The 18,602-nt window shown below is 73.4% G+C and carries 21 protein-coding genes; 4 read left to right on the forward strand and 17 right to left on the reverse strand.

Going from position 1 to position 18,602, the window contains the following annotated elements; translation table 11 throughout:
- Nucleotides 1-19 precede the first annotated feature (19 nt).
- From J4709_RS02480 to clpS, 12 genes are all read right to left on the reverse strand, one after another.
- Entirely contained in the window at nt 20-853 is an 834-nt protein-coding gene (locus J4709_RS02480) for an inositol monophosphatase family protein (RefSeq protein WP_208236419.1), read from the reverse strand.
- Nucleotides 854-2,626: a prenyltransferase/squalene oxidase repeat-containing protein gene (locus J4709_RS55375; RefSeq protein WP_208236420.1), complete on the reverse strand. Its 1,773-nt coding sequence runs from the start codon at nt 2,624-2,626 to the stop codon at nt 854-856.
- A gap of 129 nt (nt 2,627-2,755) precedes the next feature.
- Nucleotides 2,756-3,505, reverse strand: a complete 750-nt coding sequence (locus J4709_RS02490; RefSeq protein ID WP_208236422.1) for an MBL fold metallo-hydrolase — start codon at nt 3,503-3,505, stop codon at nt 2,756-2,758.
- 30 nt (nt 3,506-3,535) lie between these two features.
- Nucleotides 3,536-4,408 (reverse strand): glutamate racemase, encoded by an 873-nt coding sequence (gene murI / locus J4709_RS02495; protein WP_232382880.1) that lies wholly within the window; start codon nt 4,406-4,408, stop codon nt 3,536-3,538.
- 167 nt (nt 4,409-4,575) lie between these two features.
- Nucleotides 4,576-5,376, reverse strand: coding sequence for a thioesterase family protein (locus tag J4709_RS02500; RefSeq protein WP_208236424.1), 801 nt, complete (start codon nt 5,374-5,376; stop codon nt 4,576-4,578).
- A 153-nt stretch (nt 5,377-5,529) separates the two neighbouring features.
- On the reverse strand, nt 5,530-6,477 hold the full coding sequence (locus tag J4709_RS02505; protein WP_208236426.1) for a PLP-dependent cysteine synthase family protein: 948 nt from the start codon (nt 6,475-6,477) through the stop codon (nt 5,530-5,532).
- A gap of 20 nt (nt 6,478-6,497) precedes the next feature.
- On the reverse strand, nt 6,498-6,770 hold the full coding sequence (locus J4709_RS02510) for a MoaD/ThiS family protein (protein ID WP_208236428.1): 273 nt from the start codon (nt 6,768-6,770) through the stop codon (nt 6,498-6,500).
- An 82-nt stretch (nt 6,771-6,852) separates the two neighbouring features.
- The gene (locus J4709_RS02515; protein ID WP_208236430.1) at nt 6,853-7,026 is read right to left on the reverse strand and encodes a hypothetical protein; all 174 of its coding nucleotides are present in this window, start codon (nt 7,024-7,026) and stop codon (nt 6,853-6,855) included.
- Between the two features lie 34 nt (nt 7,027-7,060).
- Nucleotides 7,061-7,480 carry a M67 family metallopeptidase gene (locus J4709_RS02520; protein WP_173099061.1) on the reverse strand — a complete coding sequence of 140 codons (420 nt, stop codon included), beginning with the start codon at nt 7,478-7,480 and terminating at the stop codon, nt 7,061-7,063.
- Between the two features lie 34 nt (nt 7,481-7,514).
- Complete coding sequence (locus J4709_RS02525; RefSeq protein ID WP_208236432.1) at nt 7,515-8,552, reverse strand: anti-sigma factor RsbA family regulatory protein; 1,038 nt, start codon at nt 8,550-8,552, stop codon at nt 7,515-7,517.
- A 110-nt stretch (nt 8,553-8,662) separates the two neighbouring features.
- A complete protein-coding gene (locus J4709_RS02530) occupies nt 8,663-9,190 on the reverse strand; it encodes a DUF2017 domain-containing protein (RefSeq protein WP_208236434.1) in 528 nt (175 codons plus the stop codon).
- Between the two features lie 79 nt (nt 9,191-9,269).
- A complete protein-coding gene (gene clpS, locus J4709_RS02535; protein WP_208236436.1) occupies nt 9,270-9,566 on the reverse strand; it encodes an ATP-dependent Clp protease adapter ClpS in 297 nt (98 codons plus the stop codon).
- A gap of 209 nt (nt 9,567-9,775) precedes the next feature.
- Between clpS and J4709_RS02540 the strand changes: the two genes are divergently transcribed.
- The 3 genes from J4709_RS02540 to J4709_RS02550 all read left to right on the forward strand — a co-directional run bounded on the left by J4709_RS02540 (nt 9,776) and on the right by J4709_RS02550 (nt 12,284).
- Nucleotides 9,776-11,095 (forward strand): nicotinate phosphoribosyltransferase, encoded by a 1,320-nt coding sequence (locus J4709_RS02540; RefSeq protein WP_307800889.1) that lies wholly within the window; start codon nt 9,776-9,778, stop codon nt 11,093-11,095.
- A 76-nt stretch (nt 11,096-11,171) separates the two neighbouring features.
- Entirely contained in the window at nt 11,172-11,753 is a 582-nt protein-coding gene (locus J4709_RS02545) for an isochorismatase family protein (protein WP_208236440.1), read from the forward strand.
- 3 nt (nt 11,754-11,756) lie between these two features.
- Nucleotides 11,757-12,284 carry a gluconokinase gene (locus J4709_RS02550; RefSeq protein WP_208236442.1) on the forward strand — a complete coding sequence of 176 codons (528 nt, stop codon included), beginning with the start codon at nt 11,757-11,759 and terminating at the stop codon, nt 12,282-12,284.
- A 24-nt stretch (nt 12,285-12,308) separates the two neighbouring features.
- Here the strand turns inward: J4709_RS02550 and J4709_RS02555 are convergent, their stop codons facing one another.
- From J4709_RS02555 to J4709_RS02570, 4 genes are all read right to left on the reverse strand, one after another.
- A complete protein-coding gene (locus J4709_RS02555; protein WP_208237125.1) occupies nt 12,309-14,057 on the reverse strand; it encodes a DEAD/DEAH box helicase in 1,749 nt (582 codons plus the stop codon).
- A 36-nt stretch (nt 14,058-14,093) separates the two neighbouring features.
- Nucleotides 14,094-15,098 (reverse strand): zinc metalloprotease, encoded by a 1,005-nt coding sequence (locus J4709_RS02560; RefSeq protein ID WP_208236444.1) that lies wholly within the window; start codon nt 15,096-15,098, stop codon nt 14,094-14,096.
- A 285-nt stretch (nt 15,099-15,383) separates the two neighbouring features.
- A complete protein-coding gene (locus J4709_RS02565; protein ID WP_173099054.1) occupies nt 15,384-15,650 on the reverse strand; it encodes a DUF3039 domain-containing protein in 267 nt (88 codons plus the stop codon).
- Between the two features lie 4 nt (nt 15,651-15,654).
- A complete protein-coding gene (locus J4709_RS02570; RefSeq protein WP_208236446.1) occupies nt 15,655-16,230 on the reverse strand; it encodes a YqgE/AlgH family protein in 576 nt (191 codons plus the stop codon).
- Nucleotides 16,231-16,399: 169 nt separating this feature from the next.
- Between J4709_RS02570 and J4709_RS02575 the strand changes: the two genes are divergently transcribed.
- Nucleotides 16,400-17,065 (forward strand): hypothetical protein, encoded by a 666-nt coding sequence (locus J4709_RS02575; protein WP_208236448.1) that lies wholly within the window; start codon nt 16,400-16,402, stop codon nt 17,063-17,065.
- 96 nt (nt 17,066-17,161) lie between these two features.
- Here the strand turns inward: J4709_RS02575 and J4709_RS02580 are convergent, their stop codons facing one another.
- A complete protein-coding gene (locus J4709_RS02580; RefSeq protein ID WP_208236450.1) occupies nt 17,162-18,565 on the reverse strand; it encodes an NAD-dependent malic enzyme in 1,404 nt (467 codons plus the stop codon).
- Nucleotides 18,566-18,602: the final 37 nt, after the last annotated feature.

An 18,602-nucleotide genomic window follows, 5' to 3' on the forward strand; every position in this document is an offset into this window, starting at 1 on the left:
CCGCCGCAGAGCGGCCCGCCTAACCCTCCACGGCCGTCGCGTACTCCAGGAGCTCGCGGGCCAGCCGCTCGTCGCGGGCGGCGACGAACGACACCGGCCGCCGGTACATCGACCCGTGCGCCTGGAACGGTGCGCCCGACAGGTCCAGGACGTGCCCGCCGGCGGCGCGGACGAGCAGCGTTCCGCCGCCGACGTCAAGCAGGTCGCCCTCGTGGCAGATCATGCCGTCGAGCTGCCCGCAGGACACCAGCGCGAGGTCCAGCGCGGGCGCCCACAGGGACGTGACCCGCTTGCACTTGCCGCTGAGCGCCTCGCTCATCCGGTCGCCCCAGACGCGTCCGGCCGCCGAGTAGTTCGTGACCAGGGAGATCGTGGACCTGCGCAGCGGGACGCACGGACCGGGCGGCGCGGCGGGCCGCTCCCCGGAGGGCGGTTCCACGGCGACGAACTCGCGCCGCAGGAGCGGGTCGACGACGAGCGCGAGGACGGGACGCCGCCGCCGGAAGAGGGAGATCGAGATCGCGCAGTGCGCGATGCCGTACCCGAAGTTGTTGGTGCCGTCGAGCGGGTCGACCAGCCAGACGTGCTCGGCGTCCGGCCACCGCCGGACCGGCCCCTCCTCGGCGAGGACCCCGTACCCGGGGAACCGCTCGGTGAGCCCGGTGACGATCCGCCGCTGCGCCTCGACGTCGGCGGCGAGCTGGACGTCGTGGTCGCCCTGGTAGCGGCGCGGCGACGCCGTCCCGAACTGGGACCGCAGGTAGGCGCCCGCCGACCGGGCGCAGCCGAGCGCCACCGCGGCCTGCGCCTGCCATGCGCCGCCGGGGGGCGGCTGCGACTCCGACACGATCACTCAGCCTCCCGGACGCCGGCCGCCGCGCCGGCTCCGCCAGACCCGATACTCCTCCCCGACGACGTTCGGCGCCACCGCCACCAGCAGGGTGACGACGGCGGTCACGGCCCAGGCCCCGGCCTTGCCCGCCTTCGCCGAGGTCAGGTCGTCGAAGACGGCGAGCCGGTCCAGGGTGACGAGGGCCACGACGACGGTCAGGACCGACAGCCACGCCGTCTGCCACCACCGCCGCGCGCCGGCCCCGGGCGCCCGGTCGTCGCCGGCCAGCAGCTCCGCCGCGCAGTGCTCCAGCGCGATGCGCTCCCTCGACCGGTACGGGTCCACGACGACGGGCTCCACGTTCTCCCGCAGCGTGTCGGAGACGGCCCGGAGCGCGTAGAGGGCGTCGTGCGTCGCCCACATCGCGCGCGCCCCGCCGGTGAGGGACGAGCGCCAGGTCCCCTCCGGGTCCTGCAGCGCGAGGAGCCGGTCGGTGCCGGTCAGGACGACCGGGTCGTCGAGGCCGGTGCCCGCCATGGCGAGCGCGGCGAGCACCCACGGCGTCGCGAAATGCCGGAACTCCAGGCGGGCGGAGGTCGCCGGGTTGATCAGCGAGTGGTCCTGCGAGCTCTCCCACGGTTCGTCCTTGGCCGGGTCGAAGGACGCGCGCAGGTACGCGACGGCCCGCCCGACGGCCGGGTCGGTCGCCGCGACCCCGGCGGTGAGCAGGGCGATGACGGTGTAGGCGGTGTGCGTCGCCGATGACGCCTGCGTCTGCCCCGCCACGGCGGGCCGGGATCCCCAGCCGCCGTCGTCGTTCTGTGCGGCCCGCAGCCACGCCACCCCCTTGGCGGCGTCGCCGCGCCCGTACCGGGCCAGGGTGCGGACGGCGCAGGTCGTCGGGAACACCCGCAGTTCAGGCGCGGCGCCGTCCAGGGGCGCGGCGGACGGCCATCCGCCGTCGTGCTGGAGCGACTCCAGCCACGCCAGCCCGTCGGCGATGACCGGGTCGGAGCTGCTGCGCCCGACGCCGTGCAGCGCCCACAGGACGGCGCAGGTGCTCTCGGTCACCGACTGGTCGGACTGCGCTCCGACGAGCGACTTGCGGACCTGCCATCCGCCGTCCGGGTTCTGCATGTCGACCAGCGACGCCACCGGCCTGCTCAGCTCGTCGCCGGTCACCCCGGCGTGCAGGTGCGCGAGGATGCCCTCCGCGGTGGACAGCAGGCCGAGGGAATGGCCGTCCATGTACAGGTTCCAGCCCCACCGGCCGTCCTCGATGGAGCGGTGGTTCTCCAGGTAGAGCAGCGACCTGTCGACCGCGCGCCGGATCCGGACCGGCAGGTCCCGCGCCACCGCCGACGCGCGGTACCAGCCGTGCGCGGCGGCGAACAGGTCGGCGTCGCGGACCTCGCCGCGGCGCGCTTCGAGGTCCGCCATCGACAGGACACGGCTGCGCGCCCCGACCCGTCCGAAGTCCTGCGCGCCGCGCGCCACGGCGCCGACGGTCAGCCGCGGGCGGCGCGGGCCCGGCTCGGCCGCCAGCAGGCCGAGGTGGTCGACGTCGAGGCCGAACCGCTCCTTGGCCGCCCGCGCGACGAGGGCGCCGAGGCCGTCCCCGGCGTCCCGGCCGCCGCGCCGCTCCGCCGGCAGCCGCAGCGGGACGATCTCCCCGCCCTCCGCCAGGACGACGAACCCGTCCCTGCTCTCCGCGAAAAGGATCAGTTCCAGCCGGGGGACCCGGGCGCCCGGCCCCGCGGCCCCCTCTTCTGCCCGGCGTGCCCCGTCGCTCACGACCACTCCCGCGAGTCGGTCCGGTGCGCCCCGCGACCCACCGGTTCAGACGTCCGCGGTCATGCTCTCACGCCCGAACTGTCGCGACTGTGCGTTCGTGCACAGTCACGGGCGCGTTCCGGCGCCGCGTCAGAGGTCGTACACGGCGCCGACCTCGGCGAGCTCGATCGGGCCGCCGAAACCGCTGTCCTTGGCCTCCGCGAGGGTCTGCGCCGGGTCGTTCCACGGCAGCAGGTGCGTCAGGACCAGCCGGCCCGCGCCCGCCCGCTCCGCATGCTCGCCCGCCTCCCGGCCCGTCAGGTGCATGTCCGGCGGCAGGCCCGGCCGCTGCGCGAACGCCGCCTCGCACAGGAACAGGTCGGAGCCGCGCGCCAGCTCCACGAGCGCGTCGCTGTGCCCGCTGTCCCCCGAGTAGGCCAGCACGCTGCCGCCGTGCTCGATCCGCATCCCGTACGTCTCGACCGGATGGTTCATCAGCGCAGTCGTCACGGCGAACGGGCCGATCTCCAGCCGGCCGGGGCCGAGCGTCCGGAAGTCGAACGTGTCGTCCATCTCCGGGTTCGGCGCGAGCTCGTACGCCTTGATCATGTGCTCGGCGGTCCCGGGCGGGCCGTACACCGGGATGCGCGGGGCGCGGCCGTACGGGCAGTACGTCCTCGCGATCCAGTAGACGGTGAGGTCCAGGCAGTGGTCGGGGTGCAGATGCGAGATGCAGATCGCATCGATGTCCAGCACGTCGTGGAAACGCTGGAGGGTCCCGATCGCACCGTTGCCGATGTCGACGAGCAGCGAGAACCCGTCCGCCTCGACCAGGTAGCTGGACGCGGGGCTGTCCGGCCCCGGGAAACTGCCGGAGCAGCCGATCACTGTGACCCGCACGCTCACTCCTCCTCTTGTGTCCCCGAGGAATCAGGTGGTCAGAGCCTTGTTCAGGACGGATTCGGGCGCGGTCTCCACCGCGTCGATCTCCGGCCCGAGGAAGCGCCGGCCGAGCTCGGCGAACACCCCGGGGTCACCGGTCGCGCGGAACCGGTGCCGTGGCCGGGGCCTCCCCTCGTCGCGGGCCAGCCCCTGGTCGTGCAGCACTCGATACACGTCCTTGGCGGTCTCGTCGGCGCTCGACACCAGTGTGACCCCGTCGCCGACGACATACGAGATGACGCCGGTCAGCAGTGGGTAATGCGTGCAGCCGAGGATGAGGGTGTCGCAGCCCGCGTCCACGATCGGCCGCAGGTAGCCGCGCGCCGCGTCCAGCAGGTCCGGGCCCATCGTCACGCCCGCCTCGACGAACTCGACGAACCGCGGGCACGCCGCGCTGACCAGCTCGATGTGCGGGGCGGCGGCGAACGCGTCGTCGTAGGCGCGGCTGGTGACGGTGGCGTTGGTGGCGATCAGCCCGACCCGCCCGGTGGAGGTGGCGCGGGCCGCGCGCCGGGTCGCCGGGTTGATCACCTCGACGACCGGGACGTCGTAGCGCTCGCGGGCGTCGCGCAGCATCGCCGAGCTGGCGCTGTTGCAGGCGATCACCAGCATCTTCACGCCCTCGTCGACGAGCCGGTCGAGCATCTCCAGCGCGAACGCGCGGACCTCGGCGATGGGGCGCGGCCCGTACGGCTGGCGGGCCGAGTCGCCGAGGTAGACGATCGGCTCGTTCGGCAGCTGGTCGAGGATCGCGCGGGCCACGGTGAGGCCCCCGAACCCGCTGTCGAAGATCCCGATCGGAAGGTCCGACCGGCCACCGGAGGAGGGCTGCATCGCATCGAGGTCACCGGTCGCTGACATGGTCCTACAGGCTAGGCGACTTACCCCCGGACAGGTGCGTCATGCGTTGGACATCACACCGTCACCTGTTGGAAAACGCTCCAGTTCACGGGATGCGCGCGTGATCCCGTCGCCCGGTGCGCGAAACGCCGGTCGCGTGCGTCGCACGGGTCACTTCTCGGCGCCGGTCACTTCTTCGCGCCGGTGCCGACGCGGGCGATCTGCCGGCTCTGCGCGACGAGGCGCCCGGCGGAGTCCCAGACCTCGACCTCCTCGTCGAACCAGCCGTCCGACAGCAGCCGGCCGGTGCCGTGCACCGCGAGCCAGCCGGGCGCCGGGACGGCGCGCATGTGCCAGGTGAGCTCGACGGTCGGCGCCCAGCCCTTGGAGCCGAGGTTGAGCGCGACGGGCGGGAGCGCGTCGACGGCGAGCGCGAGCGAGAAGGCGTCGGGGCCGTAGTCGTCGCGGAGCCGGAACCAGGCGCGGACCTCCGGGCGGCCGCTCGGGTTCCCGTCCAGCCAGCCCATGGTGGAGCGGTCGAAGCGCATGTCGACCTGCCCGGCGAAGCCCTCGGTGCCCTCGTCGGGGAGCATGCTGGTGCACTCCTCGAGCGGCGGGACGTCGACGGCCGGCGCGGGCCCGGCGAACACGGGCTCGGCGGCGCCGGTGAGGGTGCCGGTGGTGATCAGCGCTTCCACCACGGGACGGTCGCCCTGCACGAGGCTGACCAGCGAGGTCGCGGCGGTCCGCCCGGTCTTGCGGGCGTCGACGACCAGCTCGGCGCGGCCGGGCTTGGCGGGCCGCAGGAACGTCGCCGCCGTGGAGACGGGGTGCTCGTGCGGGGAGGCGTCGACGGCGGCGCGGTCGAGGACGGCCATCAGGTAGCCGCCGTTCAGCGCCTCGGCGAAGCCGAAGTCGCCGTCCAGGTCGACCTCGTACCGGCCTTCGCCGATCCGCTTCACCGCGGTGGCCGCCTCGAACCCGCTCATCGCCTGCTCCCCGTCCGGCCGGCGGGCGTCCACCCGGCCGGCACGGTTCTAGAATCACGTTCGAGTATGAACTGTACCGTGCCGGTCGGGAAACGCGCCGTGGCCGGGATCACGCTCGCCGGGCCGGGCACGGGTCGTTTTGAGACGCAGGCGCTAGGCCCAGAGCTGGCCTTCGAGGTGCGCCTCGGCCTCCTCCAGGGTGCCGCCGTACGCGCCGGTGGACAGGTACTTCCAGCCGCCGTCGGCGACGACGAACACGATGTCGGCGCGCTCGCCCGCCTTCACCGCCTTGGCCGCCATGCCGATCGCGGCGTGCAGCGCGCCGCCGGTCGAGATGCCCGCGAAGATGCCCTCCTGCTCCAGCAGCTCGCGGGTGCGGCGCAGCGCGTCCCGCGACCCGACGGAGAACCGCGTCGTCAGGACGGAATCGTCGTACAGCTCGGGGATGAAGCCCTCGTCGATGTTGCGCAGCCCGTACACCAGCTCGCCGTACCGCGGCTCCGCCGCGACGATCTTCACGTCCGGCACCTGCTCGCGCAGGTAGCGGCCGACGCCCATCAGCGTGCCGGTCGTCCCGAGGCCCGCGACGAAGTGCGTCACCGACGGCAGGTCCGCGAGGATCTCCGGGCCCGTCGTCTCGTAGTGCGCCAGCGCGTTGGCCTCGTTCCCGTACTGGTACAGCATCACCCAGTCGGGATTCTCGGCCGCCAGGCCCTTCGCCACCCGGACGGCCTCGTTCGACCCGCCCGCGGCGGGCGAGGAGATGATCCGCGCGCCCCACATCTCCAGCAGCTGGCGGCGCTCCGCCGAGGTGTTCTCCGGCATCACGCACACCATCCGGTAGCCGCGCAGCTTGGCGACCATGGCGAGGGAGATGCCGGTGTTGCCGGACGTCGGCTCCAGGATCGTGCAGCCGGGCGTGAGCAGCCCGTCCTTCTCCGCCTTCTCGATCATGTAGAAGGCGGGACGGTCCTTCACCGACCCGGTCGGGTTGCGGTCCTCGAGCTTGGCCCAGAGCCGGACGTCCTCGCTCGGCGACAGCCGCGGCAGCCCGACCAGCGGGGTGCCGCCGAGCGAGTCCAGCAGCGAGTCGAATCGCATGTGAGCTCGTCCAGCCCGGCTCAGCCGCCGGCGACGGCCGGCAGGATCGTCACGCCGTCGCCGTCGGAGACCGCGGTCTCCAGGCCGCCGAGGAAGCGCACGTCCTCGTCGTTGAGGTAGACGTTGACGAACTTGCGCAGGCCCTTGTCGTCCACCAGCCGGGCGCGCAGCCCCGGGTGCCGGGTGTCCAGGTCGGCGAACAGCTCGTCGAGCGTGCCGCCCTTGCCCTCGACGGCCTTGGCGCCGTCGGTGAGGTTGCGCAGGATCGTCGGGATCCGGACCTCGATCGCCATCGCGATGATCTCCTTAGGTCGTACGGGGCTCCCCGCCCTCTGCGTCACAACCGGGCGGGCAGCGGGGGAATTCCGGGCAGGATCAGCGCGTCGGCGAACAGTCGTAGACGACCTCGGCGCGCGAATGCCCGAACAGGAAGCTCTGTACGGGTGGCACCGCGAAACACGGGACGCGGCGCCGCACGCCCGTCACGTCCCCGCTCGTCCACATGTCGACCAGTTTACCGGCCGCGTCCCCGCCGTTCCCCGCCGCCATCGGCGCTCCGCACCCCCGCGATCAGGCCCGGCGGTCAGGCGCCGTAGGCGTCGACGATCCGGACCTCTTCCTCGGTCACCTCGCCGTCGACGATCCGGTACGACCGGAACTCCTCGGTGCTCTCGTCGCGGGTGGACACGAGCACGTAGTGCGCGTTCGGCTCGGAGGCGTAGGAGATGTCGGTGCGGGACGGGTACGCCTCGGTCGCGGTGTGCGAGTGGTAGATCACCACCGGCTCCTCGTCCCGGTCGTCCATCTCGCGCCACAGCTTCAACTGCTCCTGCGAGTCGAACCGGTAGAAGGTCGGCGACCGCTCGGCGTTGGTCATCGCGACGTACCGGACGGGCCGGTCCGACCCGATCGGGCCGGCGATGATGCCGCACGCCTCGTCCGGGTGGTCGGCGCGCGCATGCGCGACGATCTTCTCGACGAGGGCACGCTCGATCGTCAGCATGCCCCGAAGGCTACCGCCCCGGCCCGCGCGCCCCTCACCCGCCGTCGAGGCCGACGTGCATGCGGATCCGGGTGCCGCCGGTGCCGGAGCGGATCTGCACGAGCCGGCAGAGCCGCCGCACCGCCCACATCGCGCCGTCGGCGTCCCGCCCGTCCGGGCCCGCGGCCGGGCCAGGGCCGCGCGGCGGGGCGTAGCCGAGGAACCGGTCGGCGAGCGCGCGGCCGGGGTCGGCCACCTCGCAGACCAGCTCGCCCTCACGCGTCCACAGCCGCGCCGAGCCGCACCCGCCGCCGGTCCGGATGATCAGGGTGGCGACCTCGTTGGCGGCCAGCACGAACGGCAGCGTCCGGCTCTCCGGCAAACCGAGCCGCATCGCCTCCACGGTGAGGAACGCGCGCAGCGACGGCAGCCCGCCCGGCCCGAACGTGCGGTGCGCGGCGGCGTCCGGGGGCGGCGGCAGCGCGCCCGCGTTGCACTCGGCGTAGAACTCGGCCGGGTCGGTGAACCGGGGGCTCGGCCGCGGCCCGTCCGGGCCGGCCAGCTCGGGATGCGTGCGGGCCATCGCCTCCAGCACGTCCGGGGGCAGCGCCACCGCGTCGTACGCGCACATGATCGCGGTGGGGGTGCCGGCGAACACCACGTTCAGCAGCGACTCGTGCCGCTGCCACTCGCGCGTCTCCAGCGGCGACAGCCCGTCCCACACCGGCTCGGCGAGCAGCCGCAGCCGCCCGCGCGGCCACCAGTCGGCGCGCATCCGGTCGTGGTACCCGGCGAGCGCCCGCATCGGGCCGCCGAACCACTCGCCGGAGTCGATGAACTCGATCCCCGCGCAGACCTCCACGCCGAGCTCCTCGCGCAGCGTCACCCGGACCGGCTCGGAGGCGATCACGACGACGGCGTCGCCCGCGCGCCACCCGCCCCGCAGGAACGGGACGGCGGTCAGCGCCAGCTCGCGCGGCCACCCGTACGGGATCGCCCGGTGCACCAGCGCGTCCCGCCGGTCACCCGGCCGGACGGCGGCGGCCGGGGCGGCGTCCGCGCACTCCGGCGGCCCGCCCGGATAGGCGGTCATCGGACCTCCTCGGCCTCGGCGGCGTCCCCTCGGCTCCAGTTGACACCACGCACCGCGTCCGCATCCGGACATTCGGTGATATCGCCCTGGCCAGGTGCGGACGGGACCCGCTACCAGAGCGCGCGGACGAGCCCCTCCTGCAGCATCGTCAGCCAGTCGTACGCGGCGAACATCGCCGTCCGCGGATCACGCGGATCGAGCCGCTCGGCCTCCTCGTACCACTCCTCGCTGATGTCCAGCCGCGTGCCGAGCGCCAGCCGGACGTCGTTCAGCGCCCGCAGCCAGATCTGCGCCTGCTCCTGGTCGAGGACGATCTTCCCGGCCGCGCCCTTCAGCCCGTCCAGCACCGTCCGGGCCGCCTCGCGCTTGCCGTCCCGCAGCCCCATCTCGGTGTAGCGGCGGAACTCCCCCGCCGCCTCGCCGTCCTCGCGGTAGGCGTCGGGGAACAGCCGCGCCAGCACCGGGTCGTCCGGCTTGACGGCGTCCTCGGCGATGCCCAGCGAGGCCAGCTCGCCGTCCCCGCCCGGGACGTCCCCGAGGAGCGTGACCAGCTGCTCCATCAGCGCCCGGACCAGCGCCGCCTCCTCCGGCTCCAGCCGCACGGCGACGCCCTCGCGGGTCTTCTTCACGTTGCTCATCGGATCGCTCCGCCCAGAAAGGCTTCGGTGGCTCCCGAGGGGGGACGTCCGCCCCCGCGCCCCGCAGAGCCCGTCGGGATCAGTCGTCCCGCTTGACGGTGGCCCACAGCCCGTAGGAGTGCAGGATCTCGACGTCCCGCTCCATCTCCTCGCGGGTGCCCTTGGCCACGACGGCGCGGCCCTTGTGGTGGACGTCCAGCATCAGCTTCTCGGCCTTGCTCTTGGGATACCCGAAGACGGCCTGGAACACGTACGTGACGTACGACATCAGGTTGATCGGGTCGTTCCAGACGATCGCCAGCCAAGGCCGGTCCGCGCGGACGTCCTCCTCGACGTCGGGCCGCTCCAACTCGACGGGCGCGGGCGCCGTGCTCATGACCTCACTCCGCTCGGCGTGCTCGCCCTGCTCGTGACGCTCATCGGCCGCGTCTCCCCCTTCCGCCGCGTTGTCGGTCCGCCCACCGCACCCGATGCTATGCGCCTTCGCGCCGTCCGGGGCGATCTCCACCGTCCCCGGTGTGATCTCCGCCGGGTGCGGCGGCCCGCACCTCCATGGTGCCCGCACCTGGCCTTAGGGTTCCACCTGTGGACGTTGACGACGGAACCGCCCTGCTCACGGACCGGTACGAGCTGACGATGCTGCAGGCCGCGCTGCGCAGCGGCACGGCCGGGCGGCGCGCGGTGTTCGAGGTGTTCGCGCGCAGCCTGCCCGCAGGGCGCCGCTACGGCGTCGTCGCGGGCGTCGGGCGGCTGCTGGACGCGATCGAGGCGTTCCGGTTCGACACCGCGGAGCTGGAGTTCCTCACCGCCAACGGGATCGTCGACGACCCCACGGCGCAGTGGCTGGAGAAGTACCGCTTCTCCGGGAACGTGTGGGGCTACGCCGAAGGCGACTGCTACTTCCCGGAATCGCCGATCCTGGTGGTCGAGGGGACGTTCGCCGAAGCGGTGCTGCTGGAGACCGTCGCCTTGTCGATCCTCAACCACGACTGCGCGATCGCGTCGGCCGCGTCCCGGATGGTGCAGGCCGCACAGGACCGGCCGATCATCGAGATGGGGTCGCGCCGCACCCACGAGCGCGCCGCCGTCGCCGCCGCCCGCGCCGCCTACATCGCCGGGTTCACCACCACGTCGAACCTGGAGGCGGGCCGCCTCTACGGCGTGCCCACCGCCGGGACGAGCGCGCACTCGTTCACGCTGCTGCACGACAGCGAGCGGCACGCGTTCGAGGCGCAGCTGGCGTCCCTCGGCGGCGGGACGACGCTGCTCGTCGACACCTACGACGTCGAGCGGGCCGTCCGGACGGCCGTGGAGCTCGCCGGGCCGTCCCTCGGCGCCGTCCGCATCGACAGCGGCGACCTCGGCGTGATGGCCCGCCGCGTCCGCGAGCAGCTCGACTCGCTGGGCGCCCGCGACACCCGGATCGTGGTGACCGGCGACCTCGACGAGTACGGCATCGCCGCGCTCGCCGCCGCGCCCGTGGACGGCTACGGCGTGGGGACGTCCCTGGTCACGGGATCGGGCGCGCCGACCGCCTCGCTCGTCTACAAGCTCGTCGCCCGCACCGACGGCGCGGACGAGGACGCGCCCATGCGGCCCGTCGCCAAGCGCTCGGCCGGCAAGCCCAGCCGCGGCGGCCGCAAGAGCGCCGTCCGGCGCATCGACGCGCACGGCACCGCCTACGCCGAGACGGTGTCGATCGGGGAGACCGCGCCGGGGCGGCGCGACCGCGCGCTGCTCGTCCCGCTGGTGCGCGACGGCGAGATCGTCGGGCGCGAGTCGCTGCGCGACGCCCGCGACCGGCACGTCCGCGCGGTGGCGGAGCTCCCGGCGACGGCGCTGCAGCTGTCCAAGGGCGAGCCGGCCGTGCCGACCGAGTTCGTCGAGGGCGGCCCGCGCGCCTGACCGGCGGACGGGCGCGGGAGCGCCCGGGGCGCTGGGGTAGCGTCGACAGCGGGGAGAAACCGGCAGAGGAGCGGTCGTGGGCAAGAAGGCTCTGATCATCGTGGACGTGCAGAACGACTTCTGCGAGGGCGGCTCGCTCGCCGTCGGCGGAGGCGCGGGTGTGGCCACGGCCATCTCCGGGCACGTCGCCGAGCGGGGCGGCGGCTACGCGCACATCGTCGCGACCCGCGACTTCCACCTCGACCCCGGCGACCACTTCTCCGATCGTCCCGACTTCGTCGACACCTGGCCCCCGCACTGCGTGATCGGCACGCCCGGCGCCGACTTCCACCCGAACCTGGCGCTCGCCCCGATCGAGGCGGTGTTCGGCAAGGGCCGCGAGACCGCCGCCTACAGCGGCTTCGAGGGCGTCTCCGACGACGACGTGCCGCTCGCGGACTGGCTCGCGTCCCGCGGCGTCGACGCCGTCGACATCGTCGGCATCGCGACCGACCACTGCGTCCGCGCCACCGCCGTCGACGCCGCCCGCGCCGGGCTGCGCACCACCGTCCTGCTGGACCTGACGGCGGGCGTCGCCAAGACCACCGTCGACCGGGCCCTGGACGAGCTCGGACGCGAGGGCGTCACCCTCACCGGCGACCCGGTCGTGAGCGACTGAACCGTGAGCAACCCCCCCGAACCCCAGATCATCCTGATCGCCGGCGTGTCCGGCAGCGGCAAGACCACCGTCGGCGGCATGCTCGCCGAGCGGCTCGGCTGGGACTACGCGGAGGCCGACGCGTTCCACTCCGCGGCGAACATCGCCAAGATGCGGGCCGGCCATCCGCTCACCGACGCCGACCGCGCCCCCTGGCTGCGCGCGATCGCCGCCTGGATCGACGACCGGCTGAGCTCCGGGCGGCCCGGCGTCGTGACGTGCTCGGCGCTCAAGCGCGCCTACCGCGACGAGCTGGCGGGCGGCCGGCCCGCCGTCCGGACCGTGCTGCTGGACGGCGACCGCGACGTCATCGCCGAGCGGATGCGCCGGCGGCACGGGCACTTCTTCGGCGCCGGCCTGCTGGACAGCCAGTTCGCCGACCTGGAGCGCCCCGCCCCGGACGAGCACGTCCTGACCGTCCCCATCACCGACTCCCCGGAGGAGACGGTGGACCGCATCATCAAGTCCCTGGACCTCGAGCCGAAGCACTGACCGCCCGGCGCCGGGCGCGGCGCGTCAGGCGCGCTTGGCGGCCCATTCGCGGATCTTGCCGATCCGCTTGCGGATCTCCTCGGCGCTGGCCTGCGGGACGGGCGGCCCGCCGCACGCCGAGCGCAGCTGGCCGTGGATCACGCCCTGCGGCTGCCCGGTGCGGTGGTTCCACGCGTTGACCAGGCCGTTCAGCTCCTTGCGCAGGGCGTGCAGGTCCTCGGCGGCGGTGCGGTCGTCGCGGTCGGCGCGCGGGTCGCCGGTCTTGCGGCGGCGCTCGTTGGCGATCTGCTCGGCCTGCCGCTTGCGCAGCAGCTGCGTCACCTGCTCGGGCTCCAGCAGCCCCGGGATGCCGAGGAACTCCTCCTCCTCGGCCGAGCCCGGCTGCGCCTGCATGCCGAACTCGCCGCCGTCGTACAGGACGCGGTCGAACGTCGCGGACGCCTCGACGGTCTCGAACGGCAGCTCCTCGCCGACGTCCGGGGTGTCCTGCTTGCGGTTGGCCTCGGCGAGCAGGTCGTCGTCCAGGCCGTCCTCGCGGACGGGCCGCTCGAGGACGTGGTCGCGCTCCTCCTCCAGCTCGGCGGCGTGCCCCATCAGCGTCGGCACCGACGGCAGGAACACCGACGCGGTCTCGCCGCGCTTGCGGGCGCGGACGAAGCGGCCGATCGCCTGCGCGAAGAACAGCGGCGTGCTGGTGGACGTGGCGTAGACGCCGACGGCCAGGCGCGGGATGTCGACGCCCTCCGACACCATCCGGACCGCGACCATCCACCGGTCCTCGGTCTCGCTGAACGCCTTGATCTTCTTGGACGCGGTCGGGTCGTCCGACAGCACGATCGTCGCGCCCTGCCCGGTGACGGCGCGCAGCATCTTGGCGTAGGCGCGGGCGGCCTCGTGGTCGGTGGCGATGACGAGCCCGCCCGCGTCCGGGATGGCGCGGCGCAGCTCGGTGAGGCGGCGGTCGGCGGCGGCGATGACCTGCCTGATCCAGTCGCCCTTGGGGTCGAGCGCGGCCCGCCACGCCTGCGAGGTCTGGTCCTGCGTGAGCGGCTCGCCGAGGGTCGCGGTGATCTCGTCGCCGGCGCGGGTGCGCCAGCGCATCTCGCCCGCGTAGGCCAGGAAGATCACCGGGCGGACGACCCCGTCGGCGAGCGCCGGGCCGTAGCCGTAGGTGTAGTCGGCCTGGCTGCGCTTGATCCCGTCCGGGCCCTCCTCGTAGCGGACGAACGGGATCGGGTTGATGTCGGTGCGGAACGGGGTGCCCGACAGCGCCAGCCGCCGCGTCGCCGGCTCGAACGCCTCCCGGACGGCGTCGCCCCAGGACAGGCCGTCGCCCGCGTGGTGCACCTCGTCGAAGATCACCAGGGACTTGCGGGACTCGGTGCGGTTGCGGTGCAGCGCTGGGCGCGCCGCGACGGTCGCGTAGGTGACGGCGACGCCGTCGAAGTCCTTGCCGACCGGCCCGTCGCCGTTCTGGTACTCCGGGTTGATCTTGATGCCGACGCGGGCGGCGGACTCGGCCCACTGCCGCTTGAGGTGCTCGGTCGGGCACACGATCGTGATCGCCTGGATGGCCCGGCGCTCCATCAGCTCGCGGGCGAGCCGCAGCGCGAACGTCGTCTTGCCGGCGCCGGGCGTCGCGACGGTGAGGAAGTCGCGAGGCCCGGGCTGCTGCCCGTCCGTTCCGAAGTAAGCCTCCAGCGCCTGCTGCTGCCAGGCGCGCAGGGATTGCGCGGTCCCCCAGGCGGCCCGCTCGGGGAACGCGGGGGGCATGCTCGATGCGGCGAAGGTGCTCACGGTCATAGCAGGCTACCGAGCCCCACCGACAGATCGCGCCGTCCCCGCCCCTCCTGTGCCGCGATCCACACTCCCGCGCACCCGCGCCCGGCCCCCCGCGCGCCCGTGCCGCGGTGCCCGGTAGGCGGCCCACACCGCCCGGATCCGGCGGCCCTGACCTGGGGTGAAGTTCCGCATGCAGGAGTCGAACCCGTAGTTCATGAAGTTGTGCACCGGGTCGTCGCCGCGCTGCGGGCAGCTGTCCTTGTAGTGCGGGCATCCTTGCGCGGGCGTCGCCTCGTACGGGGTGTCGGACACCCCGTCGCCGGGCGGCGTGCACCCGCCCTGGAACGTGTGCAGCAGCCCCAGCCAGTGCCCGATCTCGTGGACGGCCGTGTAGCCGCGGTTGAAGCGCCGGTACGTCCCGTGCGGAAGGCTCCGGTAGTCGACGACGACGCCGTCCTTGCGCGGGCTCTTGCGGTACCACTGCGGGAACGTGGAGAACCCGAGGACGTCGCTGCCCACCGCCGCCGTGTAGAGGTTGAGGGTGCCGCGCCCGCCCCGGCGCAGCTTGTGCTTGAGGCGGCTCTCGTACTTGCGCGGGTGATGGAACCACGCGGCGTTGTTCGTCACGTCGTAGCCGGCGAGGCGGAACCGGACTCCCGTGTCGGCGCCGCCCGTCCGCCCGCTGTAGGCGGCGTTCAGCGTGGCGATCTGGCCTCGGACGGACGCCGCGGACAGCCGCCCCGTCCGCCCGGCGGAGAGGGCGTGGAACCGGACGGGGACCACCAGCGTCCGCCGCCGCGCCGAGTCGAACCGGCGCTCGTCCGACGTCCCGTACCGCTCGTGCAGCGTCCGGCGCAGGTCGCCGAGCATCGCGACGACCTGGCTCCGGCTCAGGTCCCCGTCCTGGTCGCGCGGGTGCGCCGCCCGCGCCGCCGCCCCAGCCGTCCCCTGGCCGCACCCGTCCTTCCCCGCCGCGGCGGCGGTCTCGCCCGCCCGGACGGCCCTGGCCCGCGCGCGCGGGCCGTCACTCATCGAACTCGACACCGCACACGCCGTGACCGTCAGTGCGCACAGCGAAACCCCGGCGAACCGCCGCATCTGTCCCCCGTATGTCCCCGTTTGGAAAGCTGATCCGCGGAAACCGCTCCGGATGAGCAGCCCCGAAAAACGCGTGGTCCCGGACCACGAAGGCCCCGAGAACGCGAAGGCCCCGCGGTGGCGCGTCCGCCCTGCCGGCGAACCCCGACCGCGGGACCGTCACGGGCGCGCGCGGGCCCCCCGGCCCGGCGCCGCCCTCATCCGGCTCTCAGCCGGCCGTCACTCGCCGTCCTTGCCGCCGCCCTGCATGGACTCGTAGATCTCCTTGCACTCCGGGCAGACCGGGTACTTCTTCGGATCCCGGTTCGGCACCCAGACCTTGCCGCACAGCGCGATCACCGGCGTGCCGGTCACCGCGCTCTCGGTGATCTTCTGCTTCTTCACGTAGTGGGCGAACCGCTCGTGGTCGCCGTCACCGTGCGAGAGGTCCGGCCGGACGTCCTGCTGGGTGTCGCTCTCGGGAAGGATCTTCGTACTCACGTCCATCACCTTAGTTCAGCGTCGGGTCCTCGGGGAAAGTCGAAACGAACGCCAGGTCACCGCCCTGCCGGCGGAGCACCTCCTGCCACAGCCGGTCCGGGTCGCCGGCGAACACGTCGCCCGCCTCGGCCGGCACCAGGTACCACGCGCCGTCCTCGATCTCGCCGTGCAGCTGCCCGGCCGACCAGCCGGCGTACCCGGCGAACACCCGCAGCTGCAGCAGCTCGGCCGCGAGCAGCCCCGGCGGGGCCTCCAGGTCGACCAGGCCGACCCGGGCGACCTCGGAGCCGCCCTCCAGCGCCCGCCAGCCGAGCGGCTCGTCCTCGCCGGGCAGGCGGGCCAGGGCGAGCGCGTTGTCCAGCGCGACCGGACCGCCCTGGAACACCACGGACGGGCCGGTCACCAGCTCCGCCCACGGCGGCAGGACCCGGTCGACCGGGATCTCGGTCGGCCGGTTGAGGACAACCCCCAGTGTGCCCCCGTCCATGTCGTGCTCGACCACCAGGACGACGCTGCGCCTGAAGTTGGGATCCTCCAATTGAGGTGTCGCGACCAGCAGAAGCCCCACCCTGATGCCGTCTTCCATGGGTTCCATCATGCGTTGCGCGGACCTCCCACGGCACGTCTCCCCGCTCGTTAGCCTGTTAGGCATTCCTAGCGACGGGGATATCGGCACCACAACCGCCTAGGCTGAGAATGATCCCGGATCAGCCGGCCGCCCGCACCACGCCCCCACGCGGGTCAGGAGGACAGCGATGCAGTTGCCCAGGGTCATCATCGCCGCCGTGTTTCTCGTCATCGGCGGACTGATCGCCGTCCCCGCCCTGATGAAGTCGTCGGGCTCGGGCGCGCGGGCGTCGTCCACCACGTCCACGTCGGCGAGCCCCAGCCCCAGCGGCTCGGGGTCGACGCCCTCCCCGACGAAGTCGACGCACAAGCCGTCCAAGACGCCGTCGAAGAGCCCGACCAGCACGGCCGCGCCGCAGCCCGTCACCGCCACCATCGGGTCGGTGTCGTGCCCGTCGCGGTCCGTCCGCGTCACCGTCCGCAACACCGGGACGCAGCGCGAGGACTTCACCGTCCTCAAGAACGACGACTCCGCCACCGTCCCCGCCACCGTCAACGCGCGCGACAGCAAGACCGTGACGGTCGAGCTGAAGGAGGACCGGCGGACGCTCGTCCAGGTCGACTGGGCGAACAAGCAGATCGAGACCCGCTCGCTCACCGCGAACTGCAAGCACGCCGGGGCCGCGCCGCACAAGACCACGCCGACCAAGCTGCCGCACACCGGCCCGGACACCGTCCTGTGGGCCCGGGCCGCGACCGGCGTCGGCGTCATGCTCACCGGCGTGGTCATCTTCTGGTACGGCGGGATCTGGCCCCGCCGCCGCGACCAGGTCTTCGCCAAGAAGGCCGACTGACGGCGCCTGGAGCGGAGCTCCAGCGGAGCGGAAGGCGCCGTCAGTCGTCAGCCGGGGGGTGTGGGGGGTCGTCCCCCCACAGTGGCACCGCCCGCGTCATGCCTCCGTGCGGGGGCGGCCGCCGGCGGCCTCGCGGACGGCGCCCGCGACGCGCGACGCCACCTCCGGGTGGAACACGCTCGGCACGATGTAGTTCGGGCCGAGCTCGCCCGGCGTGACGACCTCGGCGAGCGCCTGCGCGGCCGCCGCCAGCATCACCTCGGTGACCCCGTCGGCCTGCGCGTCCAGCAGCCCGCGGAAGACGCCGGGGAACGCCAGCACGTTGTTGATCTGGTTCGGGTAGTCGCTGCGGCCCGTCGCGACGACGGCGGCGTGCTCGCGCGCCTCGTCCGGCGACACCTCCGGCTCCGGGTTCGCCAGCGCGAACACGATCGCGTCCTTGTTCATCGTCGCGATGTCGTCGCCGTTCAGGATGCCCGGCGCGGAGACGCCGATGAACACGTCCGCGTCCTTCACCGCGCCGCGCAGGTCACCGGAGTAGCCGGCGGTGTTGGTGTGCTCGGCGATCCAGCGCAGCGAGTCGTCCAGGTCGTCGCGGCCCTTGTGCACCGCGCCCCGGTAGTCGCAGACGATCAGGTCGCGCGCGCCGGCGTGCATCAGCAGCTTCAGGATCGCGGTGCCGGCCGCGCCCGCGCCCGCCATCGTGATGCGGACCGCGCCGATGTCCTTGCCGACGACCCGCAGCGCGTTGGTCAGCGCCGCCAGCACGCAGATCGCGGTGCCGTGCTGGTCGTCGTGGAACACCGGGATGTCCAGCAGCTCGCGCAGCCGCCGCTCGACCTCGAAGCAGCGCGGCGCGGAGATGTCCTCCAGGTTGATGCCGCCGAACGCGGGCGCGAGGATCTGCACCGTCCGGACGATCTCGTCGGTGTCCTGGGTGTCCAGGCAGATCGGCCACGCGTCGATCCCGGCGAACCGCTTGAACAGCGCCGCCTTGCCCTCCATCACCGGCAGCGCCGCCTCCGGCCCGATGTTGCCGAGGCCGAGCACCGCCGACCCGTCGGTGACGACCGCGACGCTGTTGCGTTTGATCGTCAGCCGGCGGACGTCCTCGGGGTTGCGGGCGATCGCCAGGGACACCCGGGCGACGCCGGGGGTGTAGGCCATCGACAGCTCGTCGCGGTTGCGCAGCGGCACCTTCGACTGCATCTCGATCTTGCCGCCGAGGTGCATCAGGAAGGTCCGGTCACTGACCTTGTGGATCTTGATGGAGTCGATCTTCTCGAGCGCGCTCGAGATCGCCTCGGCGTGCTGGGTGTCGCGGGTGGCGATCGTCACGTCGATGCGCAGCGTCTCGTGGCCCGCGGTGTTGACGTCGAGGGCCGTGACGATGCCGCCGGCGTTCTCGACCACGTGCGTGATCTGGCTGACCGCCCGGCCACCGGCCGGGACCTCCAGCCGGACGGTGATGGAGTACGAAACGCTCGGCACGCTCGCCACGACAACCTGCTCCCTTTAGCTACCGGGTACGTCCTCG

The organism is Actinomadura violacea (genome assembly GCF_017573465.1).
In the GTDB taxonomy this organism is placed as follows: Bacteria; Actinomycetota; Actinomycetes; order Streptosporangiales; family Streptosporangiaceae; genus Spirillospora; species Spirillospora violacea.

What these genes read in the sequence shown, in the direction of transcription:
- J4709_RS02570 (WP_208236446.1), bottom strand. Translation starts at nt 16,230, where the DNA reads ATGGAAGACGGCATCAGGGTGGGGCTTCTGCTGGTCGCGACACCTCAA.
- J4709_RS02560 (WP_208236444.1), bottom strand. Translation starts at nt 15,098, where the DNA reads ATGAGTGACGGCCCGCGCGCGCGGGCCAGGGCCGTCCGGGCGGGCGAG.
- J4709_RS02530 (WP_208236434.1), bottom strand. Translation starts at nt 9,190, where the DNA reads ATGAGCAACGTGAAGAAGACCCGCGAGGGCGTCGCCGTGCGGCTGGAG.
- J4709_RS02505 (WP_208236426.1), bottom strand. Translation starts at nt 6,477, where the DNA reads ATGCGATTCGACTCGCTGCTGGACTCGCTCGGCGGCACCCCGCTGGTC.
- J4709_RS02500 (WP_208236424.1), bottom strand. Translation starts at nt 5,376, where the DNA reads ATGAGCGGGTTCGAGGCGGCCACCGCGGTGAAGCGGATCGGCGAAGGC.
- J4709_RS02555 (WP_208237125.1), bottom strand. Translation starts at nt 14,057, where the DNA reads ATGCCCCCCGCGTTCCCCGAGCGGGCCGCCTGGGGGACCGCGCAATCC.
- J4709_RS02575 (WP_208236448.1), top strand. Translation starts at nt 16,400, where the DNA reads ATGCAGTTGCCCAGGGTCATCATCGCCGCCGTGTTTCTCGTCATCGGC.
- murI (WP_232382880.1), bottom strand. Translation starts at nt 4,408, where the DNA reads ATGTCAGCGACCGGTGACCTCGATGCGATGCAGCCCTCCTCCGGTGGC.
- J4709_RS02525 (WP_208236432.1), bottom strand. Translation starts at nt 8,552, where the DNA reads ATGACCGCCTATCCGGGCGGGCCGCCGGAGTGCGCGGACGCCGCCCCG.
- J4709_RS02520 (WP_173099061.1), bottom strand. Translation starts at nt 7,480, where the DNA reads ATGCTGACGATCGAGCGTGCCCTCGTCGAGAAGATCGTCGCGCATGCG.
- J4709_RS02510 (WP_208236428.1), bottom strand. Translation starts at nt 6,770, where the DNA reads ATGGCGATCGAGGTCCGGATCCCGACGATCCTGCGCAACCTCACCGAC.
- J4709_RS02515 (WP_208236430.1), bottom strand. Translation starts at nt 7,026, where the DNA reads ATGGCGGCGGGGAACGGCGGGGACGCGGCCGGTAAACTGGTCGACATG.
- J4709_RS02565 (WP_173099054.1), bottom strand. Translation starts at nt 15,650, where the DNA reads ATGGACGTGAGTACGAAGATCCTTCCCGAGAGCGACACCCAGCAGGAC.
- clpS (WP_208236436.1), bottom strand. Translation starts at nt 9,566, where the DNA reads ATGAGCACGGCGCCCGCGCCCGTCGAGTTGGAGCGGCCCGACGTCGAG.